Source organism: Enterococcus gilvus ATCC BAA-350, assembly GCF_000407545.1.
Taxonomy (GTDB): Bacteria; Bacillota; Bacilli; order Lactobacillales; family Enterococcaceae; genus Enterococcus_A; species Enterococcus_A gilvus.
The window spans coordinates 648,873-665,000 of the sequence record NZ_ASWH01000001.1; the positions used below are offsets into that span (position 1 = coordinate 648,873).

The following is a 16,128-nucleotide window of genomic DNA, read 5'->3' on the forward strand; positions in this document are numbered from 1 at the left end:
AGGGAACGTCAGATACAGTTACTTGGGGAAGTGGACTGTGGGGAAGATCTGACGTTCTATTTCTTTATTGTAACACGTTTAAAAAATAATAATACTCATTTAAAGTACCCTTAGTTCAATTGGTAGAATACTCCGGTTCATATCGGAAGATGCGGGTTCGAGCCCTGCGGGGTACGTAATCGCGAGTATATAATTGCTAAAATACTTTCCAATAATGACTAATAAAATAAATAGTTAGCTAATGCTGCTAAACTATGTTAAGCTTCATAAGTAATCGATTTTGAAATGTGATGTGGACTGTATATATTTAACCGTATTGAAATCCTTTTACTATCAAGAATTAATTGCAAAAAAAGAACGTACTTTGATACGTATCAGGAGGAAATACACATGAGTAACGGTACAGTAAAATGGTTTAACGCAGACAAAGGTTTTGGATTTATCACTGGTGAAGATGGCAACGATGTATTTGCACATTTTTCAGCTATCCAAGGCGACGGCTTTAAAACTTTAGAAGAAGGTCAAGCAGTGACTTTCGACGTAGAAGAAGGCCAACGTGGACCTCAAGCTGCAAACATTCAAAAAGCGTAATAAAAATTAGTTGAAATATCGGTCGTCTCCTCCTAGGGACGGCTTTTTTGTACCCTTAGCTCAGTTGGTTAGAGCAGACGGCTCATAACCGTCCGGTCGTAGGTTCGAGTCCTGCGGGGTACGTAGTAGAACCCCTTGCTCTTTAGAGTAGGGGCTTTTTATATATTTTTCAGTCCCATTTTAGAAAAATGATTGTTTTATAAATGACTTTACTATAATTACATTGAAAAATTATAGAGAGGGATGTAAAATAATTTTAAAAGAAGTTTGTAGGAGATAAAAAATGAGGATTTTTGTAGATGAGTCTGGTTGCATAACTACTAGTAAGTATCCAGGTACGCGTTTTTTTGTTATAGCATTCTTAGAAACGGACGAGCCGTATAATGTTATTCGACAATTTAGAAAAGCTAAAGCAAAATATATCAAGAATCATGATACCGATTTTGATATAAAAGATGAAATTAAAGGATCCGAAATGCCCTACGGAATGAAAAAAACTATTTTCGAAAGTCTGGCAGAAAAAACTGATGTTAAGTTTCATTTTAAAATAATTGACAATTTTAACATTATTGATAGTTTAAAATCGAATACTGCTTTAGCTTTCAATTATTTTACCTACCTGACATTAAACAATATCCATAAAATCTCCACTAGTTCATCGAAAAACATTATGAAAATTATGTTGGACGATAGAAACACAGCTATTGAATCACTAAATAGTTTGGAAGATTATTTACAAATAAAATTTATGATTGAAACATCGACACTTAATGAATTAAAAACCTCTTATAAAGATTCTAAGTCAAAGGATTTGATTCAAGTTGTTGATTTGTTTGCTAATACAGTATTTAGAGTAGCGAAAAACCACGCTTGGGGAAGCAATAACGATGCAAGAAATAGGAAATTGCTGGAAATATGTAATATAGGATGCCCACATTATTTCCCTTGGAGGTATTGCAACATTGACATTTGCAAATAAATTTTGCTTTTTGGTTGCTCACAGTTTGTTTCTATGCTATGATTTATTAGAAGTTAGATTGTAATTCTTTGAATAGCGCGAAATTATATTATGGAAGTAATATATAATCAGTAAGCTGCCTGTGTGGTAGTCGCCTCAAAGTCGTCTAATTTTAAAAATTATATTTAAAAAAGACCCTAGCAAGAGCTAAGGTCTTTTTTCTATTGCGCATGTAAGCGTTACATTGTATAATAGCATCAATCCAAGAAAATCTTTATTTTCTGCAAGGATCATCCGAGTAATCGGGTGATCTTTTTGCGTTAAGATCGTATAATTCTTGTTTATGAAACCGTTTTATGCTAAACTAACAATCAGAAACTATCCATTTCTACTCCCTTTAGGGAGGGCAGGCACCCTGGCGATAGGTGCCTGTTTTTTTTATTGCACTGAAACCTAAAAGTGATAAACTATTAAGTAGAGAGTAGTCCACTCTCGCTTTCTTTTGCCCACTCTTTATCCTACTAGAGAGTGGGTATTTATATTCTCATCATTTCAAACTCCATCATAATCTTCGTCTTGCCAATCACCGCGTATTTCTTCACCACAAACTGTTTCCTACTATTGTACTCCCCAGCAACAGCGATCCGCATTCCATCTTCTACATCTGCAAGAAAATTCAACGAGTGGCCAGCAATTAAACATGACTGATCATCAAGCTTAAAATAGACGAGGGGACGCTCCGAATACTTTAGAATCTTTACGCTACTCACAATACCATTCATACATATCATTTAAACCACTCCCATATTTTAGTATGTAGTAATCAAAATTATGAAGACCATTGGCTTTGCTGCAGTAGAAAGCAAAGCATCTTTCTCCGATTTCATCTATAGCGTTAGGACCGAAATCCCACAATAAGACTTGGAGACGATCGAATGTTATCAATCCTAGATGATAAGAGAAGATAGGATTCATTTCAGTTCACTCCATTTTTTCCAGTTGTAAACCTCAACATTTCTAATTTCATCGTAATGTACTTTTTGATCACCTATGTAAATTCCTAACTCATCGTAACCTCGAATCATTCCTATAACATCATCATAATACTGTGCATTTTCATTGAGGGCTTCTAACTGAACAGAGACAGGTTTGCTTTTTAGTCTAGCTTCGTTTAAGACCTTTTCGATTTCTTCACTCTGCATTAACGGTTTTTGATTATTGACCTTAGACCGTTCGGTTACATCCTTATTGATTGCTGCTGTTTGGTCGGATAGGTAAAATCCGATCCATTTAAGCATATTCCGGTCCTCGTAAACTTTTTTAGCTTCTAAAAACAGTTTGATAGCTGACTCGTCATCGTAGATCATTTATAATCATCTGCCTCTAATTCAATGATATATCTTAATTTGGTAGCACCATTTTGATTTGTAACAATCTCTCTGTCGCACTTAAGCTTATTATGCTTTTGATGCTTTCTAAGAATAAGTAACATGTCGATCTCGGCCATAAATTGGTCTTCCTCACAAGCGCTGTTAAAAAGTTCTATGTTTTCTTCAGATAGATAGTCGATAATAAATGATTTCCTCATATCCATATGATCACCTCTTTGTGACATTATACGAACATATGTTCTATAATGTAAAGCGAACAGTTTCTTAAGAATAAAAAAAGGGGCAAAAAAGGGGCAAACATTTGCTAATGTTATCAAATAACGGCGAATATTCTGTATAAATTGAACGACAAAAACGTTGATTTGACAGTGTTTTAGAACATTTGCTTCGTAGTAATCCAACTAAGTAGGATCCGGCATGTGTCTGATATGAATGAAACCAACAGCAGACTTTCGAGTCTGCTTTTTTTATGAAAACGGGCTGAGGGCTCGTTTTTTTATTTAGCTTAATTGATTGAAGCGCTTTGAAAAGAAGCGTACACTGAGGGTACTAAAGTTGGAGGTGCGAAGGATGAAGGAGAAAAATGCTTTTCATATAAATGGGTACGCGGGATTGGTCGGGTTGATCCTCGTATTATTAGGCGGTGCGTGGTTCGTTATCACAGGCGGCAGCAATCAACGTCTAGGGATGATAATCATAGGGATCATTTTATGGATCATCGCGATCCTGTTCATCAGCTCATTGACGATCGTTGGACCGAATCAAGCGAAGGCGGTGTTGTTTTTTGGAAAATATTTAGGTACGATCAAAGCGAATGGGCTGTTCATCACCACGCCTTTGACGCGGAAGGTACCGATTTCTTTGAAGGTACGAAACTTCAACAGCTCGTTGTTAAAGGTCAATGACTCAGACGGCAATCCGGTAGAGATTTCTGCGGTCGTAGTGTTCAAGGTCGTGGATACAGCCAAAGCGTTGTTCGACGTGGATTATTATTTGGATTTCGTTGAGATACAAAGTGAGACGGCTATTCGTCATATTGCGACCCAATACCCATACGATACCTTTAACGAGGACGATTTGACCTTACGGGGCAATACTACCGAGGTTTCAGAAGAATTGGCACAGGAATTACAGGAACGATTGGCAATGGCCGGTGTGGAGGTCATTGAGACCAGATTGAATCATTTGGCCTACGCGACAGAGATCGCCAACGCGATGCTGCAGCGGCAACAAGCCAAAGCGATCCTGTCTGCGCGGCAAACTATCGTGGAAGGTGCCGTGACCATGACGCAAATGGCATTGGAACAGATCGAAAATGGGCAAGACATCCATTTTACAGATGACCGCAAAGTGCAACTGATCAACAATCTGCTGGTCTCGATCATTACGGATAAGGGCACACAGCCAGTCATCAACACAGGTGATTTGTCTGAAAAATAATCACTGTATCACGGAGTAAATGAATAGGAAATAGGAGGAAGCGCGATGAAAAAACTGTACATCAAACAAAAGGTCTTCAGTATCGGTGAAAAATTCACGGTGACCGATGAAGACCAACGTCCCCGCTATTTTGTCAAAGGAAGTTTCATGAAGATCCCCAAGACCTTCCGAATCGAAGATGAAAACGGCAATGAGGTCAGCCGCATCACGAAGAAAGTCATCAGTCTCTTGCCAAAATTCTTTGTTGAGATGGATGGGAAAGAGGCAATCGAAATCTCTAAACGGGTGAGTTTTCTAAAAGCGAAATATTCGATCTCTGCTGAAGACATCAGTGTCGACGGCAATTGGTGGGATATGGATTTTGAAGTTTCGCAAAAAGGACGCAAAGTGGCAGAGATCCATAAACGCTGGATCTCGTGGGGCGATACCTATGAGATCACGATCTTGAATGACGCACTGGAAGAACTGATCGTTTCTCTAGTCATAGCAATCGATTGTGTCAAAGAAGACGAGGACGCTGCGCAAACGTCTGCCTCGAATTAAAAAAACCGCGACTGAAGAACGTTCAGTCGCGGTTTTTTGTCGTTAAAAGAGTGTGATTTCTTGCAGAGCAGGGTTTTCGATCGCAAGTAACTGTTCCTTGATCTTCAGACCAGCCTCGCTAGAGCCAGAATAGCCCGTCAGCTTGCCATTTTTACCGATCACCCGATGACAAGGGATGAGGATAGGCAGCGGATTCTGACGATTGGCCTGACCGATGGCGCGGACGGCTTTTGGTCGTTGGAGTTTTTCGGCAACGTCTAAATAGCTGCAGGTCTCACCATAAGGAATCTCTATCAAGGCCTGCCAGACGGCTTGCTGGAAATCCGTTCCCCGCTCAAAGGCGAAAGGGACGTCAAAGGTTTGGCGTTCGCCTTTTAGAAAGGCTAATAGTTGTTTTTTGGCCGTTTGCAAAATGGCTTGGTTCGCGTCAGGGTGCTCTTCGATCGGTGTGTAAGATAGTTCAGTCAACGCCGTTTGATTCGCATTTAGCCAAAGCGTGCCAAGAATCGTTTCGAATGTCATAGGTCTTCCCCTTCTTTAGCCAAACGAGTCCGTTTGGTCTTCTTTGGCTATATGTTACTATAGATGGGACAAAAAGAGTTGAAACGAGGTAGGATAATGGAAAAAATTATTCTTTTACATACCAATGATCTCCATTCCCATTTAGAAAATTGGCCAAAAATCCGCCGCTTCCTATTGAATCGCAAGCAGGAAGAAACGGCGGAGCAACGGATCATTACGATCGATCTTGGCGATTTTGTCGACCGCTGGCATCCTTTGACCGAAGCGACGGATGGGCAGGCGAACGTTCAGCTAATGAATCAGATCCATTATGACGCGGCAACGATCGGTAACAATGAAGGTGTTGGAAATTCAAAGGGAGAATTGAATCGGTTGTACGATCATGCCAATTTTGACGTGCTCTTAGACAATCTTTTTGATAAGCAAACCTTGCAGCCGCCGAAGTGGGCGCAGCAATCGAAAATCATTACGACCGAACAGGGGACCAAGGTCGGGCTGCTGGCATTTACCGCGCCGTTTCCATTGACCTATAATCCGAACGGCTGGGACATTCGTCAAGTAATGGACATTTTACCAAATCTGGTGGAGGAGCTTCGTCCGCAGGTGGACGTGCTGGTTTTGATGAGTCATCTCGGTATCAGTGTGGATCGCCGCATCGCGCGTGAATTGCCGGCGATCGATGTCATACTAGGCTCCCATACGCACCACTTGTTTGAGACAGGCGAGAAGATCGGACCGGTCCAACTAGCCGCAGCGGGAAAATACGGGTATTACGTGGGAGAAGTGCATCTAACGGTCGATGAGGAGCATCAGATCCAGCAGACGAGCGCGCGGACGTTTGCGACTGAAAAGATGCTGGCGTTGCCTGAAGACCAGGGGGAGATCGAGGGGTATCTGACGAAAGGGCATCGTCTATTGGCTGAAAAGAAAGTGGCGGAAGTTCCTTACGCGATGCGTACAGATCTCCAATCGGAGCATCCGATGATCGTGGACACGTTAAAGGCGGTCAAGGAAGCTGCAAACGTGGACGCCGCCGTCTTGAATTCAGGGTTGTTTTTGACAGATGTACCTGCCGGAGTCGTCGATCAAGACCAATTACACCGAGCACTGCCGCATCCGATGCACTTGATCAAAGTGACGCTAGACGGCGCCAATCTGATTCGGTTGATTTTAGAGATGGAAAAGAACCGCCATTTTTTGATCAACTTTCCAGTAATGGGCATGGGTTTTCGCGGGAAAGTCTTTGGTCACTTGGTCTATGATGGGATCGCCTACGATTCCGTCAATCATCAAGTACGGTGGCTGGGAGAGCCGATCGATCCGGAGATGGAGTATACACTTGCAACAGTCGATCATTATATGTTCGTTCCCTTTTTCCCAACGATCGAGATCGCTGGACAGTATGAATTTCTATTTCCTGATTTTATTCGCAGTGTTTTGGGAGACTATCTCCACACTCACTACCCAATCAAATAAAAACAAGGTATAATATCACACAGGTGGTGAAACGATGGCAAAAGAAAAAAGAGACATAAAAGAGAAGAAACAACATCCAGAAAAAACAGTCACAGATGAGCTGACTGAGGTCTTAGATGAAATCGTTGAGACACCCGCTGAAGAAAAGAAAAAAGGCGAACCCGTCGTATTTGTCGACGATAGTAATCTTTTGATTGGTGAACGCCAATACCGTTTAGTTAGAAATTATCGTGAAGGCTTTGATGCCGAACGTTTAGGTGAACGCTTTAGTGAGGTCTTGACACGCTATGATTATATCGTCGGCGACTGGGGATATGACCAGTTGCGTCTGAAGGGCTTTTTCCGCGAAGACGATCGGAAAAGCTTGCCAGAACAGCGCATTGATACATTAGAAGATTATTTATACGAATATTGTAATTTCGGCTGTGCTTATTTTGTGCTGGAACGAACAGGCGGCAAACGCCAACAAACCCGCAAGAAACGTAAGCGCAAACGGAAAGACAAGCCGCAAGCATTCGTAGAAGAGAAAAAAGCACCGGTGGCAGAAAAGCCTAAGAAAAAACCGGTGATCAAAAACCGACAGCCGAAAAAAGAAGTCCCAATGAAAACAAAAGAAAAAGACGAACGCTTCGTGATTCGTCAAAGAGAAGAGTCTTAAGATGTATAAAGGATATTTGATTGATTTAGATGGCACGATCTATCGTGGAAGCGAACCGATCCCGGCTGGTCGGCGTTTTGTGGAGCACTTGCAGGAGCGAAAGATCCCCTTTCTATTTCTAACTAATAATACAACCAAGACCCCTGCGACGGTGGCGGATCGTTTAGCCAATGAATTTTCGATCCACGTTCGTCCAGAGGCGGTCTATACAGCGACTCTAGCAACGATCGACTATATGAACGACGCTGCGAAAGGGAAGAAGGTCTTCGTTATTGGCGAACCTGGGCTGATCGAACCGATCCTTTCGGCGGGCTATGTTTGGGAGGAAGAGCAGCCGGATTATGTCGTAGTCGGACTGGATACTGCGGTCACCTATGAACACTTCGTCACTGCGACCCTTGCGATCCAGAAGGGGGCGACCTTTATTGGAACGAATCCAGATAAAAATATTCCGACAGAGCGCGGGCTGCTGCCTGGTGCTGGTTCGGTGATCGCGATGGTGGAGGCTGCGACACAACAAAAAGCGATCTATATCGGAAAACCAGAAGCAATCATTATGGAGAAGGCCGTGGAAATCTTAGGGATGGAGAAATCCGAAGTCTTGATGGTCGGTGACAATTATACGACGGATATCTTAGCCGGGATCAACAACGAGATCGATTCTTTGCTGGTGTTGTCAGGCTTCACTCAAAAAGAGGATGTACCTACATTACCTGTTCCGCCGACCTACCTGGTAGAGTCGTTGGATGAATGGCACTTCGATGAAAACTAAGGGACTGGAACGTCTAGGCTTGGTTTGTTTGCTGCTGACCTTGCTGACCTTGGCCATCACCTTGACGATCAATGCGCGCTGGCTGTATCAATTGGACATTCGGCATCTGGGGTTGTTGGATTATACGACGCTGTCAGAAAAGGAACTGCTGCATAATTTCGATCAGTTGATGCGTTACTTGAATCTGCCGTGGGTGGAGACGCTGAAGATGACGGATTTTCCTGTTTCAGCAAATGGGGCGCTGCATTTTTATGAAGTGAAGCGGCTGTTTCTAGTGAACTACGGCGTATTGCTCGTGACGGTCATTCCAAGTATTGTTTACGTTCGGCATCTAAACAAGCAGCAGCGGCTGTGGACGATGATCCAACCATTCCGTATCGCGGTCGTTGTTCCGATCGTGATCGCCTTTTTGATGGCGGTAAATTTTGATCGCTTCTTTGTGCTGTTCCATGGCGTCTTTTTTAATAACGATGCGTGGATATTCAATCCGGCGACTGATCCGATCATCAACGTTTTACCAGAGACATTTTTCCTCCACAGCTTCATTCTTTTTTTCGTGTTGTTGGAGATTTTCTATTTATTGCCGATCTATTTCGGGAAAAGAGCATTAAAAAAAGAGCGCTAAGCTCTTTTTTTAATGCTCTTATTTGACGATGCTGTCTAAGTTTCGCGGATTTTCATGAGCCAAACGGCTTGCAGCAGACGCAGCGATTGCTCCGACAAGGTCATCCAAGAAGGTATGGACGTGGACGCCGTCGTGTTCGTTGAGTTTTTTCAAGATGCCAGGTTTTACTTTGTCGATGTAGCCATAATTTGTAAAGCCGATGGAACCGTAGACATTGACGATGGACAGCGCCATGATCTCGTCAATGCCATAAAGGCCTTCATCTTCTTCCAAAATCGTTTGCAAAGGATAATCCAGCTTCTTCTGCTCCGCCAATTTGTCCAGCTCAATGCCGGTGATGATCGCGTTGTGGACTTCTCTTTTTGTCAACACACGGTTGACGCTATGGATGCACAATTCGATATCTAATTTTTCGATGTAATCCTTTTGCAGAAAAAAGACCAAGTCCGCGATGTCTTCGATGGTGACGCCGCGTTCTTCTAACAGGTCACGGGCTTTCTTTTCAAGTGCCGTCGTTTCAAATACCATGTGGTACCTCCTTGTGACGATTAATTTTGTGGAAACAAGCTCGTACTATGACCGGGCTGTGCACGGTTTTTAGGATTTACATAATGCAGCGCATTGTTGACAGCTGTTGGGGCTTCACCCATACCTGTAGCAATCAATTTCACTTTGCCGTCATAGGTGGCGATATCTCCGCAAGCATAGACGCCTGGGATCGACGTGCGCATATCTGATTCAACCAAAATCGCCTGTCGGGTGCTTTCCAATCCCCAAGAGCGCAAATGATCCAGAGAAGAAGAGAAGCCATAGTTTACGATCAAATAATCCACATTCAACGTAATTGTCTCATCACTTTTCGCTTTTTGTAAAGTCAGATCCTCTAATTCCTGTTCCCCGTGAAGTTCCTTCAAGAGGTAAGGCGTGTAAATGTTGACAGAGGAGTCTTTTAATTTTTGCACACTGTGCTCATGTCCACGGAAATTGTTACGGCGATGGATGATAGAGACTTCATCGGCAATGGGCTCCAACATCAACGCCCAGTCGATCGCAGAATCGCCGCCGCCAGCGATCGCCACTTTTTTACCGGCGTATTTCATCAAATCATTGATGTAATAATCAATGCCGTGATTTTCAAAAGTGTCTGCGTCATCGATCATCAAACGTCTTGGTTGAAACGATCCGTTTCCAAGTGCTAAAACGACGGCTTTCGTGTAATGACTGTCCTTATTCGTGACTAGCTCCAAGTAGTCGTCGTGCTGCTTTAGTGCGAGGACTTCTTCGTCCAAGCAGTAGGTATGAGAAAATGTGCGTAATTGTTTTTCTAAATTGCCAACCAGATCTGCCGCTTTAACGACGGGAAATCCAGGAATATCATAAATATTTTTTTCGGGATAAAGTGTCGTCAGTTGTCCTCCCAACTGCGGCAGGCTGTCTATCAGCTTCGTTTTTGCCTGACGGATACCTGCGTAAAAAGCTGCGAACATCCCGACTGGACCCGCACCTACGATGGTTATATCAAAAATTTCCATATCAACACCCTTTCTTCCCATCGATTGTAACAAATAAATGAGAGAGAAAGAAACGCTTGGCTTGCAGAGGTGGCAAATGGAGAAAAGTTTGTTATGATGGACACAGTGAAAAAATAAAGGAGGACATTGAAGTGACTCAATTTCCACAATTAAACTTAGCAGAAGAAAAAGGTCCAAAAGCGACGATCAAAACCAACATGGGGGATATCATCGTACAATTATTTCCTGAAGATGCCCCAAAAACGGTAAAAAACTTTGTTGAATTAGCGAAGAAAGGGTATTACGACGGCGTGATCTTCCACCGTGTCATCCCTGATTTCATGATCCAAGGCGGCGACCCAACAGGTACAGGCATGGGCGGCGAAAGCATTTACGGCGAAAAATTTGAAGACGAATTCTCCCGCAACCTATTCAACCTGCGTGGGGCATTATCAATGGCAAACGCTGGTCCAAATACCAACGGCAGCCAATTCTTCATCGTCAACAACCAAAATGTTCCTGCGAACATGATGACGCAATTAGAAGAAGCTGGATTCCCAGGCGAAATCATCGAAACCTATAAACAAGGTGGAACACCATGGTTGGACTTCCGTCACACAGTGTTCGGCCAAGTCGTTGAAGGCATGGACGTTGTAGACGATATCGGTGCAACAAAACGCGGACCGCAAGACAAACCAGTGAATGACATCGTTATCGAAACAATCGAAATTACAGAATAAAAAAACGGCCAATCGGCCGTTTTTTTTATTTTAAAGCAGTCACGATGCGACGCAGACCTTCTTCTAACGTTGCGCGAGGGCAAGCGACATTCAACCGCATATGATGCTTTCCGCTCGGTCCATAACTGACCCCGGCATTCAAGACGACTTTTCCTTTATGGATCAGCCGTTCCTCTAATTCCTCATCTGACAGGCCGTAAGCGGAGAAGTCCAGCCACAAAAGATAGGTGCCTTCGGGCTTCATGATCCTTACTTCAGGCAGCTCTTTTTGGAAAAAGTCTTGCGTATAGGCGACATTTGCTTGGATATAAGGGAGTAATTCCTCTAGCCACTCTTTCCCCGTTTCGTAGGCAGCCTCCATTCCCACCAAGCCAAAGGTATTGATCTCTTGCTGGAAGTTCTCCTCTTGCTTGCGGAGAAGCTGTTTGCGCAGCTTGTCATTTTTTACAAACGCGACTGAATTTTTGATTCCAGCAAGGTTGAAGGTTTTCGTCATTGATGTAAATTGCAAGCTGAATGAACAAAACGCGTCTCCGGCATTAAAGAAGGAGGTCATTTCGTGAGGAGCAAAAACCAAATCCTGATGGATCTCATCACTTAAAACGAGAACGTTGTATTGCTGGCAGAGGGCACCTAAACGCTGCAACTCCTCTTTTGACCAGACACGTCCGCCAGGGTTGTGAGGATTACACAAAATCATGACCTTTACATGGTGCTGTTTGAATTTTTCTTCTATATCTGCATAATCCATGACAAAACGCCCCGACTCTTCAATCAACTGACTGCGGACAAGCTGGCGACGATTGGTCTTGATGATCCCAGCAAAGGGAGGATAGACAGGGTCGTGGATCAGGACGGCATCATTTGGCTTTGTAAATGCTTGAATCGCCGTATTGATCCCAGCTAGTACGCCGGAGAAAAAGAGGATGTCGTCTTTTTCCAATGCTAATTGATGCTGCTCCTGCTCCCAAGCGATCACGGCATCGTACAAACTTTCAGGCGTCTCTGCATACCCTAATACTCCGTGCTCTAAAAGTTTTTGGTAGGCGTTCAGTACGCCGTCTGGAGCTTTGAAATCCATATCTGCGATCCAAAGGGGCAGCAACTCTTTTTCATTGTACATGTGAAGAATGGCGTCCCATTTTACGCTGTTCGAGCCAAGCCGGTCGATCGGCTGTTCAAAAGTTGTCATTTTAGTACCTCCTGTTTGATAACTTCAATTTTATCTATAAATACAGTATAATGAAACATGCGAAAAGAGGGAAATGAATGGGATATAAAATTGGAGATATTATTGAAGGTCGTGTAACAGGTATCCAGCCGTACGGTGCATTCATCTCATTGGATGATCAGACGCAAGGGCTGGTGCACATATCAGAGGTACAATCCGGCTACACTAAAAATATTCACAGTTTTTTAGAGGTCGGCCAACTGGTGAGGGTGCAGATCATTGACATTGATGAATATACAAAGAAGATCAGTTTGTCATTGCGAACATTGCTGGAGCATCCCGTTGAAGTGCCGTATCATCGGAAACGCTACTTTACCAACCGCAACAAAAACATTGGGTTTCGTTCATTGGAAAAGAATATGCCTGAATGGACAGAAGAAGCGATTGATTTCTTATTGAAAGAAAGAGTTGAAAACTAATCGTCTTTTTATGCAAAAATTGTCTTTTTTTCTGAAAACATGATACAATAGGGACGATTTACGATTAGCTTTTGCAGAGGTGAAAATTGTGACAAAACAAGTATCTGGTACAATCATGTTGCATTTAGAAGATGGATCGAAACGTTTTTTAGTTCACGAAATAGGAAATGAGAAAGAATTTGCCCGCACTGATACCAAAGCTGAAAACACTGTTTTAGCTAGCTTTTTGAATTTTTTGAAAGCAACACTACATATTGATGTGACGAATATTCGGTTGGTCGAACTAACGAATACTCAGTCACACGGCGACAACTTACCCCTTTATGTGTTTGAAATGGCGAGTGAAGAAGTCACTACGCTGCCAAATGGATTTGTCTGGGAGACGCCTGACAGCTTGAGAAAGATACTTGGAACGATTGAAATCGAAGGTGTACCATTATTTGAATAGATACGTAAAAAGAGCTTATGAAAATAAGTTCTTTTTTTTTGAAAAAAACAGTTGACCGATAGTTCATTAAGTGGTAAATTAATAAACGTTGCTGATGCAGTGAAAGCCGAACGATGGCTTTCGGAATTAAAAAAACTTCAAAAAAGTTGTTGACATTCACTCAGTAACCTGTTAAGATATAAAAGTTGCTGAAACAAAGTGACAAACAACGTAGACCTTTGAAAACTGAACGAATAAAACAAACCAAATGTGTAGGGCGCTTCTATTCTAATAGAAGCAAACAACATAGCAAGTAATATGCTAGCAAGTCAATTATTAAATTGAGCTTAACAATCGCAAGATTGTTTCAAACACTTTATATGAGAGTTTGATCCTGGCTCAGGACGAACGCTGGCGGCGTGCCTAATACATGCAAGTCGAACGCTTTTTCTTTCACCGGAGCTTGCTCCACCGAAAGAAAAGGAGTGGCGAACGGGTGAGTAACACGTGGGTAACCTGCCCATCAGAAGGGGATAACACTTGGAAACAGGTGCTAATACCGTATAACAATAGAAACCGCATGGTTTCTATTTGAAAGGCGCTTTTGCGTCACTGATGGATGGACCCGCGGTGCATTAGCTAGTTGGTGAGGTAACGGCTCACCAAGGCAACGATGCATAGCCGACCTGAGAGGGTGATCGGCCACATTGGGACTGAGACACGGCCCAAACTCCTACGGGAGGCAGCAGTAGGGAATCTTCGGCAATGGACGAAAGTCTGACCGAGCAACGCCGCGTGAGTGAAGAAGGTTTTCGGATCGTAAAACTCTGTTGTTAGAGAAGAACAAGGATGAGAGTAAAATGTTCATCCCTTGACGGTATCTAACCAGAAAGCCACGGCTAACTACGTGCCAGCAGCCGCGGTAATACGTAGGTGGCAAGCGTTGTCCGGATTTATTGGGCGTAAAGCGAGCGCAGGCGGTTTCTTAAGTCTGATGTGAAAGCCCCCGGCTCAACCGGGGAGGGTCATTGGAAACTGGGAAACTTGAGTGCAGAAGAGGAGAGTGGAATTCCATGTGTAGCGGTGAAATGCGTAGATATATGGAGGAACACCAGTGGCGAAGGCGGCTCTCTGGTCTGTAACTGACGCTGAGGCTCGAAAGCGTGGGGAGCAAACAGGATTAGATACCCTGGTAGTCCACGCCGTAAACGATGAGTGCTAAGTGTTGGAGGGTTTCCGCCCTTCAGTGCTGCAGCTAACGCATTAAGCACTCCGCCTGGGGAGTACGACCGCAAGGTTGAAACTCAAAGGAATTGACGGGGGCCCGCACAAGCGGTGGAGCATGTGGTTTAATTCGAAGCAACGCGAAGAACCTTACCAGGTCTTGACATCCTTTGACCACTCTAGAGATAGAGCTTCCCCTTCGGGGGCAAAGTGACAGGTGGTGCATGGTTGTCGTCAGCTCGTGTCGTGAGATGTTGGGTTAAGTCCCGCAACGAGCGCAACCCTTATTGTTAGTTGCCATCATTTAGTTGGGTACTCTAGCGAGACTGCCGGTGACAAACCGGAGGAAGGTGGGGATGACGTCAAATCATCATGCCCCTTATGACCTGGGCTACACACGTGCTACAATGGGAAGTACAACGAGTCGCGAAGTCGCGAGGCTAAGCTAATCTCTTAAAGCTTCTCTCAGTTCGGATTGTAGGCTGCAACTCGCCTACATGAAGCCGGAATCGCTAGTAATCGCGGATCAGCACGCCGCGGTGAATACGTTCCCGGGCCTTGTACACACCGCCCGTCACACCACGAGAGTTTGTAACACCCGAAGTCGGTGAGGTAACCTTTTGGAGCCAGCCGCCTAAGGTGGGATAGATGATTGGGGTGAAGTCGTAACAAGGTAGCCGTATCGGAAGGTGCGGCTGGATCACCTCCTTTCTAAGGAAATAGTTCATCTCAGATGGACGTTACGGAAACTACACAGGCTTGCTTTTATTCGTTCAGTTTTGAGAGGTTTACTCTCAAATCGTTCATTGAAAACTGGATACAGAAACAAAATGTTAAACAAACCGAGAACACCGCGTTGAATGAGTTTTTTAATAAGTTCAATTGCTTATTTATTACTAAGGAACATGATCGCTCATGGAAATTAGTAAGACCCTTGACGCAAGTCAAGATAAGGTTAAGTGAATAAGGGCGCACGGTGGATGCCTTGGCACTAGGAGCCGATGAAGGACGGGACTAACACCGATATGCTTCGGGGAGCTGTAAGTAAGCTTTGATCCGGAGATTTCCGAATGGGGAAACCCAGCATCTTTTATAGGATGTTACTTTTCAGTGAATACATAGCTGAATAGAGGTAGACGCAGAGAACTGAAACATCTAAGTACCTGCAGGAAGAGAAAGAAAAATCGATTCCCTGAGTAGCGGCGAGCGAAACGGGAAAAGCCCAAACCAAGAGGCTTGCCTCTTGGGGTTGTAGGACTCCAATATGGTAGTTCAGTGAGATAGTCGAAGGACCTGGAAAGGTCTGCTAGAAAGGGTAAAAGCCCCGTAGACAAAATTTGACTGGCACCTAGGAGGATCCTGAGTACGGCGGAACACGAGGAATTCCGTCGGAATCCGGGAGGACCATCTCCCAAGGCTAAATACTCCCTAGTGACCGATAGTGAACCAGTACCGTGAGGGAAAGGTGAAAAGCACCCCGGAAGGGGAGTGAAATAGATCCTGAAACCGTGTGCCTACAACAAGTTAGAGCCCGTTAATGGGTGATAGCGTGCCTTTTGTAGAATGAACCGGCGAGTTACGATTACTTGCGAGGTTAAGT

General features: G+C 43.8%; 18 protein-coding genes, 2 tRNA genes and 2 rRNA genes (1 of these 22 cut by a window edge). 15 read left to right on the forward strand and 7 right to left on the reverse strand.

Going from position 1 to position 16,128, the window contains the following annotated elements; all coding sequences use genetic code 11:
- The first annotated feature begins 104 nt into the window (after positions 1–104).
- The 4 genes from I592_RS03135 (at position 105) to I592_RS03150 (ending at position 1,570) form a co-directional block, all read left to right on the forward strand.
- Positions 105–176, forward strand: a tRNA-Met gene (locus I592_RS03135).
- Between the two features lie 214 nt (positions 177–390).
- Complete coding sequence (locus I592_RS03140) at positions 391–591, forward strand: cold-shock protein (protein WP_010781666.1); 201 nt, start codon at positions 391–393, stop codon at positions 589–591.
- Between the two features lie 49 nt (positions 592–640).
- A tRNA-Ile gene (locus tag I592_RS03145) sits at positions 641–714 on the forward strand.
- A 160-nt stretch (positions 715–874) separates the two neighbouring features.
- Positions 875–1,570 carry a DUF3800 domain-containing protein gene (locus tag I592_RS03150; RefSeq protein ID WP_010781665.1) on the forward strand — a complete coding sequence of 232 codons (696 nt, stop codon included), beginning with the start codon at positions 875–877 and terminating at the stop codon, positions 1,568–1,570.
- Between the two features lie 515 nt (positions 1,571–2,085).
- Here I592_RS03150 and I592_RS03155 read toward each other — a convergent pair.
- The 3 genes from I592_RS03155 to I592_RS03170 all read right to left on the reverse strand — a co-directional run bounded on the left by I592_RS03155 (position 2,086) and on the right by I592_RS03170 (position 3,143).
- The gene (locus tag I592_RS03155; protein WP_010781664.1) at positions 2,086–2,340 is read right to left on the reverse strand and encodes a hypothetical protein; all 255 of its coding nucleotides are present in this window, start codon (positions 2,338–2,340) and stop codon (positions 2,086–2,088) included.
- 180 nt (positions 2,341–2,520) lie between these two features.
- On the reverse strand, positions 2,521–2,916 hold the full coding sequence (locus I592_RS03165; RefSeq protein WP_010781662.1) for a hypothetical protein: 396 nt from the start codon (positions 2,914–2,916) through the stop codon (positions 2,521–2,523).
- Positions 2,913–3,143 carry a hypothetical protein gene (locus tag I592_RS03170; RefSeq protein ID WP_010781661.1) on the reverse strand — a complete coding sequence of 77 codons (231 nt, stop codon included), beginning with the start codon at positions 3,141–3,143 and terminating at the stop codon, positions 2,913–2,915. Before I592_RS03170 ends, I592_RS03165 begins: the two co-directional genes overlap by 4 nt.
- A 367-nt stretch (positions 3,144–3,510) precedes the next feature.
- Here I592_RS03170 and I592_RS03175 point away from each other — a divergent pair, with 367 nt between their 5' ends.
- Positions 3,511–4,380: an SPFH domain-containing protein gene (locus I592_RS03175; protein ID WP_010781660.1), complete on the forward strand. Its 870-nt coding sequence runs from the start codon at positions 3,511–3,513 to the stop codon at positions 4,378–4,380.
- 45 nt (positions 4,381–4,425) lie between these two features.
- Positions 4,426–4,923: an LURP-one-related/scramblase family protein gene (locus I592_RS03180; RefSeq protein ID WP_010781659.1), complete on the forward strand. Its 498-nt coding sequence runs from the start codon at positions 4,426–4,428 to the stop codon at positions 4,921–4,923.
- 42 nt (positions 4,924–4,965) lie between these two features.
- On the opposite strand, the gene I592_RS03185 is transcribed toward I592_RS03180, so the two are convergent.
- Complete coding sequence (locus I592_RS03185; RefSeq protein ID WP_010781658.1) at positions 4,966–5,445, reverse strand: methylated-DNA--[protein]-cysteine S-methyltransferase; 480 nt, start codon at positions 5,443–5,445, stop codon at positions 4,966–4,968.
- Positions 5,446–5,541: 96 nt separating this feature from the next.
- Here I592_RS03185 and I592_RS03190 point away from each other — a divergent pair, with 96 nt between their 5' ends.
- Genes I592_RS03190 through I592_RS03205 form a run of 4 tightly spaced genes read left to right on the forward strand, consistent with a single transcriptional unit; the run spans position 5,542 to position 8,976 of the window.
- Positions 5,542–6,921 carry a bifunctional metallophosphatase/5'-nucleotidase gene (locus I592_RS03190; protein ID WP_010781657.1) on the forward strand — a complete coding sequence of 460 codons (1,380 nt, stop codon included), beginning with the start codon at positions 5,542–5,544 and terminating at the stop codon, positions 6,919–6,921.
- 34 nt (positions 6,922–6,955) lie between these two features.
- Positions 6,956–7,579 (forward strand): YutD family protein, encoded by a 624-nt coding sequence (locus I592_RS03195; RefSeq protein ID WP_010781656.1) that lies wholly within the window; start codon positions 6,956–6,958, stop codon positions 7,577–7,579.
- 1 nt (position 7,580) lies between these two features.
- Positions 7,581–8,351, forward strand: coding sequence for a TIGR01457 family HAD-type hydrolase (locus tag I592_RS03200; protein WP_010781655.1), 771 nt, complete (start codon positions 7,581–7,583; stop codon positions 8,349–8,351).
- Positions 8,341–8,976, forward strand: coding sequence for a TIGR01906 family membrane protein (locus I592_RS03205; RefSeq protein WP_044926400.1), 636 nt, complete (start codon positions 8,341–8,343; stop codon positions 8,974–8,976). The genes I592_RS03200 and I592_RS03205 overlap by 11 nt, the downstream gene beginning before the upstream one ends.
- 18 nt (positions 8,977–8,994) lie before the next feature.
- Here I592_RS03205 and I592_RS03210 read toward each other — a convergent pair whose 3' ends face one another.
- Both I592_RS03210 and I592_RS03215 read right to left on the reverse strand, forming a co-directional pair.
- The gene (locus I592_RS03210) at positions 8,995–9,504 is read right to left on the reverse strand and encodes a phosphatidylglycerophosphatase A family protein (RefSeq protein ID WP_010781653.1); all 510 of its coding nucleotides are present in this window, start codon (positions 9,502–9,504) and stop codon (positions 8,995–8,997) included.
- A gap of 20 nt (positions 9,505–9,524) precedes the next feature.
- The gene (locus I592_RS03215) at positions 9,525–10,508 is read right to left on the reverse strand and encodes an NAD(P)/FAD-dependent oxidoreductase (RefSeq protein ID WP_010781652.1); all 984 of its coding nucleotides are present in this window, start codon (positions 10,506–10,508) and stop codon (positions 9,525–9,527) included.
- 131 nt (positions 10,509–10,639) lie between these two features.
- Here I592_RS03215 and I592_RS03220 point away from each other — a divergent pair, with 131 nt between their 5' ends.
- Positions 10,640–11,227, forward strand: a complete 588-nt coding sequence (locus I592_RS03220) for a peptidylprolyl isomerase (RefSeq protein ID WP_010781651.1) — start codon at positions 10,640–10,642, stop codon at positions 11,225–11,227.
- A gap of 25 nt (positions 11,228–11,252) precedes the next feature.
- Here the strand turns inward: I592_RS03220 and I592_RS03225 are convergent, their stop codons facing one another.
- Positions 11,253–12,419 carry a MalY/PatB family protein gene (locus I592_RS03225; protein ID WP_010781650.1) on the reverse strand — a complete coding sequence of 389 codons (1,167 nt, stop codon included), beginning with the start codon at positions 12,417–12,419 and terminating at the stop codon, positions 11,253–11,255.
- A gap of 77 nt (positions 12,420–12,496) precedes the next feature.
- On the opposite strand from I592_RS03225, the gene I592_RS03230 reads away from it, so the two are divergent.
- The 4 genes from I592_RS03230 to I592_RS03245 form a co-directional block, all read left to right on the forward strand.
- A complete protein-coding gene (locus tag I592_RS03230) occupies positions 12,497–12,877 on the forward strand; it encodes a CvfD/Ygs/GSP13 family RNA-binding post-transcriptional regulator (RefSeq protein ID WP_010781649.1) in 381 nt (126 codons plus the stop codon).
- An 85-nt stretch (positions 12,878–12,962) separates the two neighbouring features.
- Complete coding sequence (locus I592_RS03235; protein WP_174293655.1) at positions 12,963–13,325, forward strand: hypothetical protein; 363 nt, start codon at positions 12,963–12,965, stop codon at positions 13,323–13,325.
- A gap of 355 nt (positions 13,326–13,680) precedes the next feature.
- Positions 13,681–15,239: ribosomal RNA gene (locus tag I592_RS03240) — 16S ribosomal RNA — on the forward strand.
- Positions 15,240–15,481: 242 nt separating this feature from the next.
- Positions 15,482–16,128, forward strand: a 23S ribosomal RNA gene (locus tag I592_RS03245) (it continues 2,266 nt past the right edge of the window).
- The 16S and 23S rRNA genes sit together here, the layout of an rRNA operon.

Bases quoted from the DNA above. Each gene is read 5' to 3' on its own strand.
- I592_RS03200 (WP_010781655.1), top strand. From the start codon at position 7,581: ATGTATAAAGGATATTTGATTGATTTAGATGGCACGATCTATCGTGGA.
- I592_RS03165 (WP_010781662.1), bottom strand. From the start codon at position 2,916: ATGATCTACGATGACGAGTCAGCTATCAAACTGTTTTTAGAAGCTAAA.
- I592_RS03185 (WP_010781658.1), bottom strand. From the start codon at position 5,445: ATGACATTCGAAACGATTCTTGGCACGCTTTGGCTAAATGCGAATCAA.
- I592_RS03180 (WP_010781659.1), top strand. From the start codon at position 4,426: ATGAAAAAACTGTACATCAAACAAAAGGTCTTCAGTATCGGTGAAAAA.
- I592_RS03175 (WP_010781660.1), top strand. From the start codon at position 3,511: ATGAAGGAGAAAAATGCTTTTCATATAAATGGGTACGCGGGATTGGTC.
- I592_RS03210 (WP_010781653.1), bottom strand. From the start codon at position 9,504: ATGGTATTTGAAACGACGGCACTTGAAAAGAAAGCCCGTGACCTGTTA.
- I592_RS03195 (WP_010781656.1), top strand. From the start codon at position 6,956: ATGGCAAAAGAAAAAAGAGACATAAAAGAGAAGAAACAACATCCAGAA.
- I592_RS03150 (WP_010781665.1), top strand. From the start codon at position 875: ATGAGGATTTTTGTAGATGAGTCTGGTTGCATAACTACTAGTAAGTAT.
- I592_RS03205 (WP_044926400.1), top strand. From the start codon at position 8,341: ATGAAAACTAAGGGACTGGAACGTCTAGGCTTGGTTTGTTTGCTGCTG.
- I592_RS03170 (WP_010781661.1), bottom strand. From the start codon at position 3,143: ATGGATATGAGGAAATCATTTATTATCGACTATCTATCTGAAGAAAAC.
- I592_RS03215 (WP_010781652.1), bottom strand. From the start codon at position 10,508: ATGGAAATTTTTGATATAACCATCGTAGGTGCGGGTCCAGTCGGGATG.
- I592_RS03140 (WP_010781666.1), top strand. From the start codon at position 391: ATGAGTAACGGTACAGTAAAATGGTTTAACGCAGACAAAGGTTTTGGA.
- I592_RS03225 (WP_010781650.1), bottom strand. From the start codon at position 12,419: ATGACAACTTTTGAACAGCCGATCGACCGGCTTGGCTCGAACAGCGTA.
- I592_RS03230 (WP_010781649.1), top strand. From the start codon at position 12,497: ATGGGATATAAAATTGGAGATATTATTGAAGGTCGTGTAACAGGTATC.
- I592_RS03190 (WP_010781657.1), top strand. From the start codon at position 5,542: ATGGAAAAAATTATTCTTTTACATACCAATGATCTCCATTCCCATTTA.
- I592_RS03155 (WP_010781664.1), bottom strand. From the start codon at position 2,340: ATGATATGTATGAATGGTATTGTGAGTAGCGTAAAGATTCTAAAGTAT.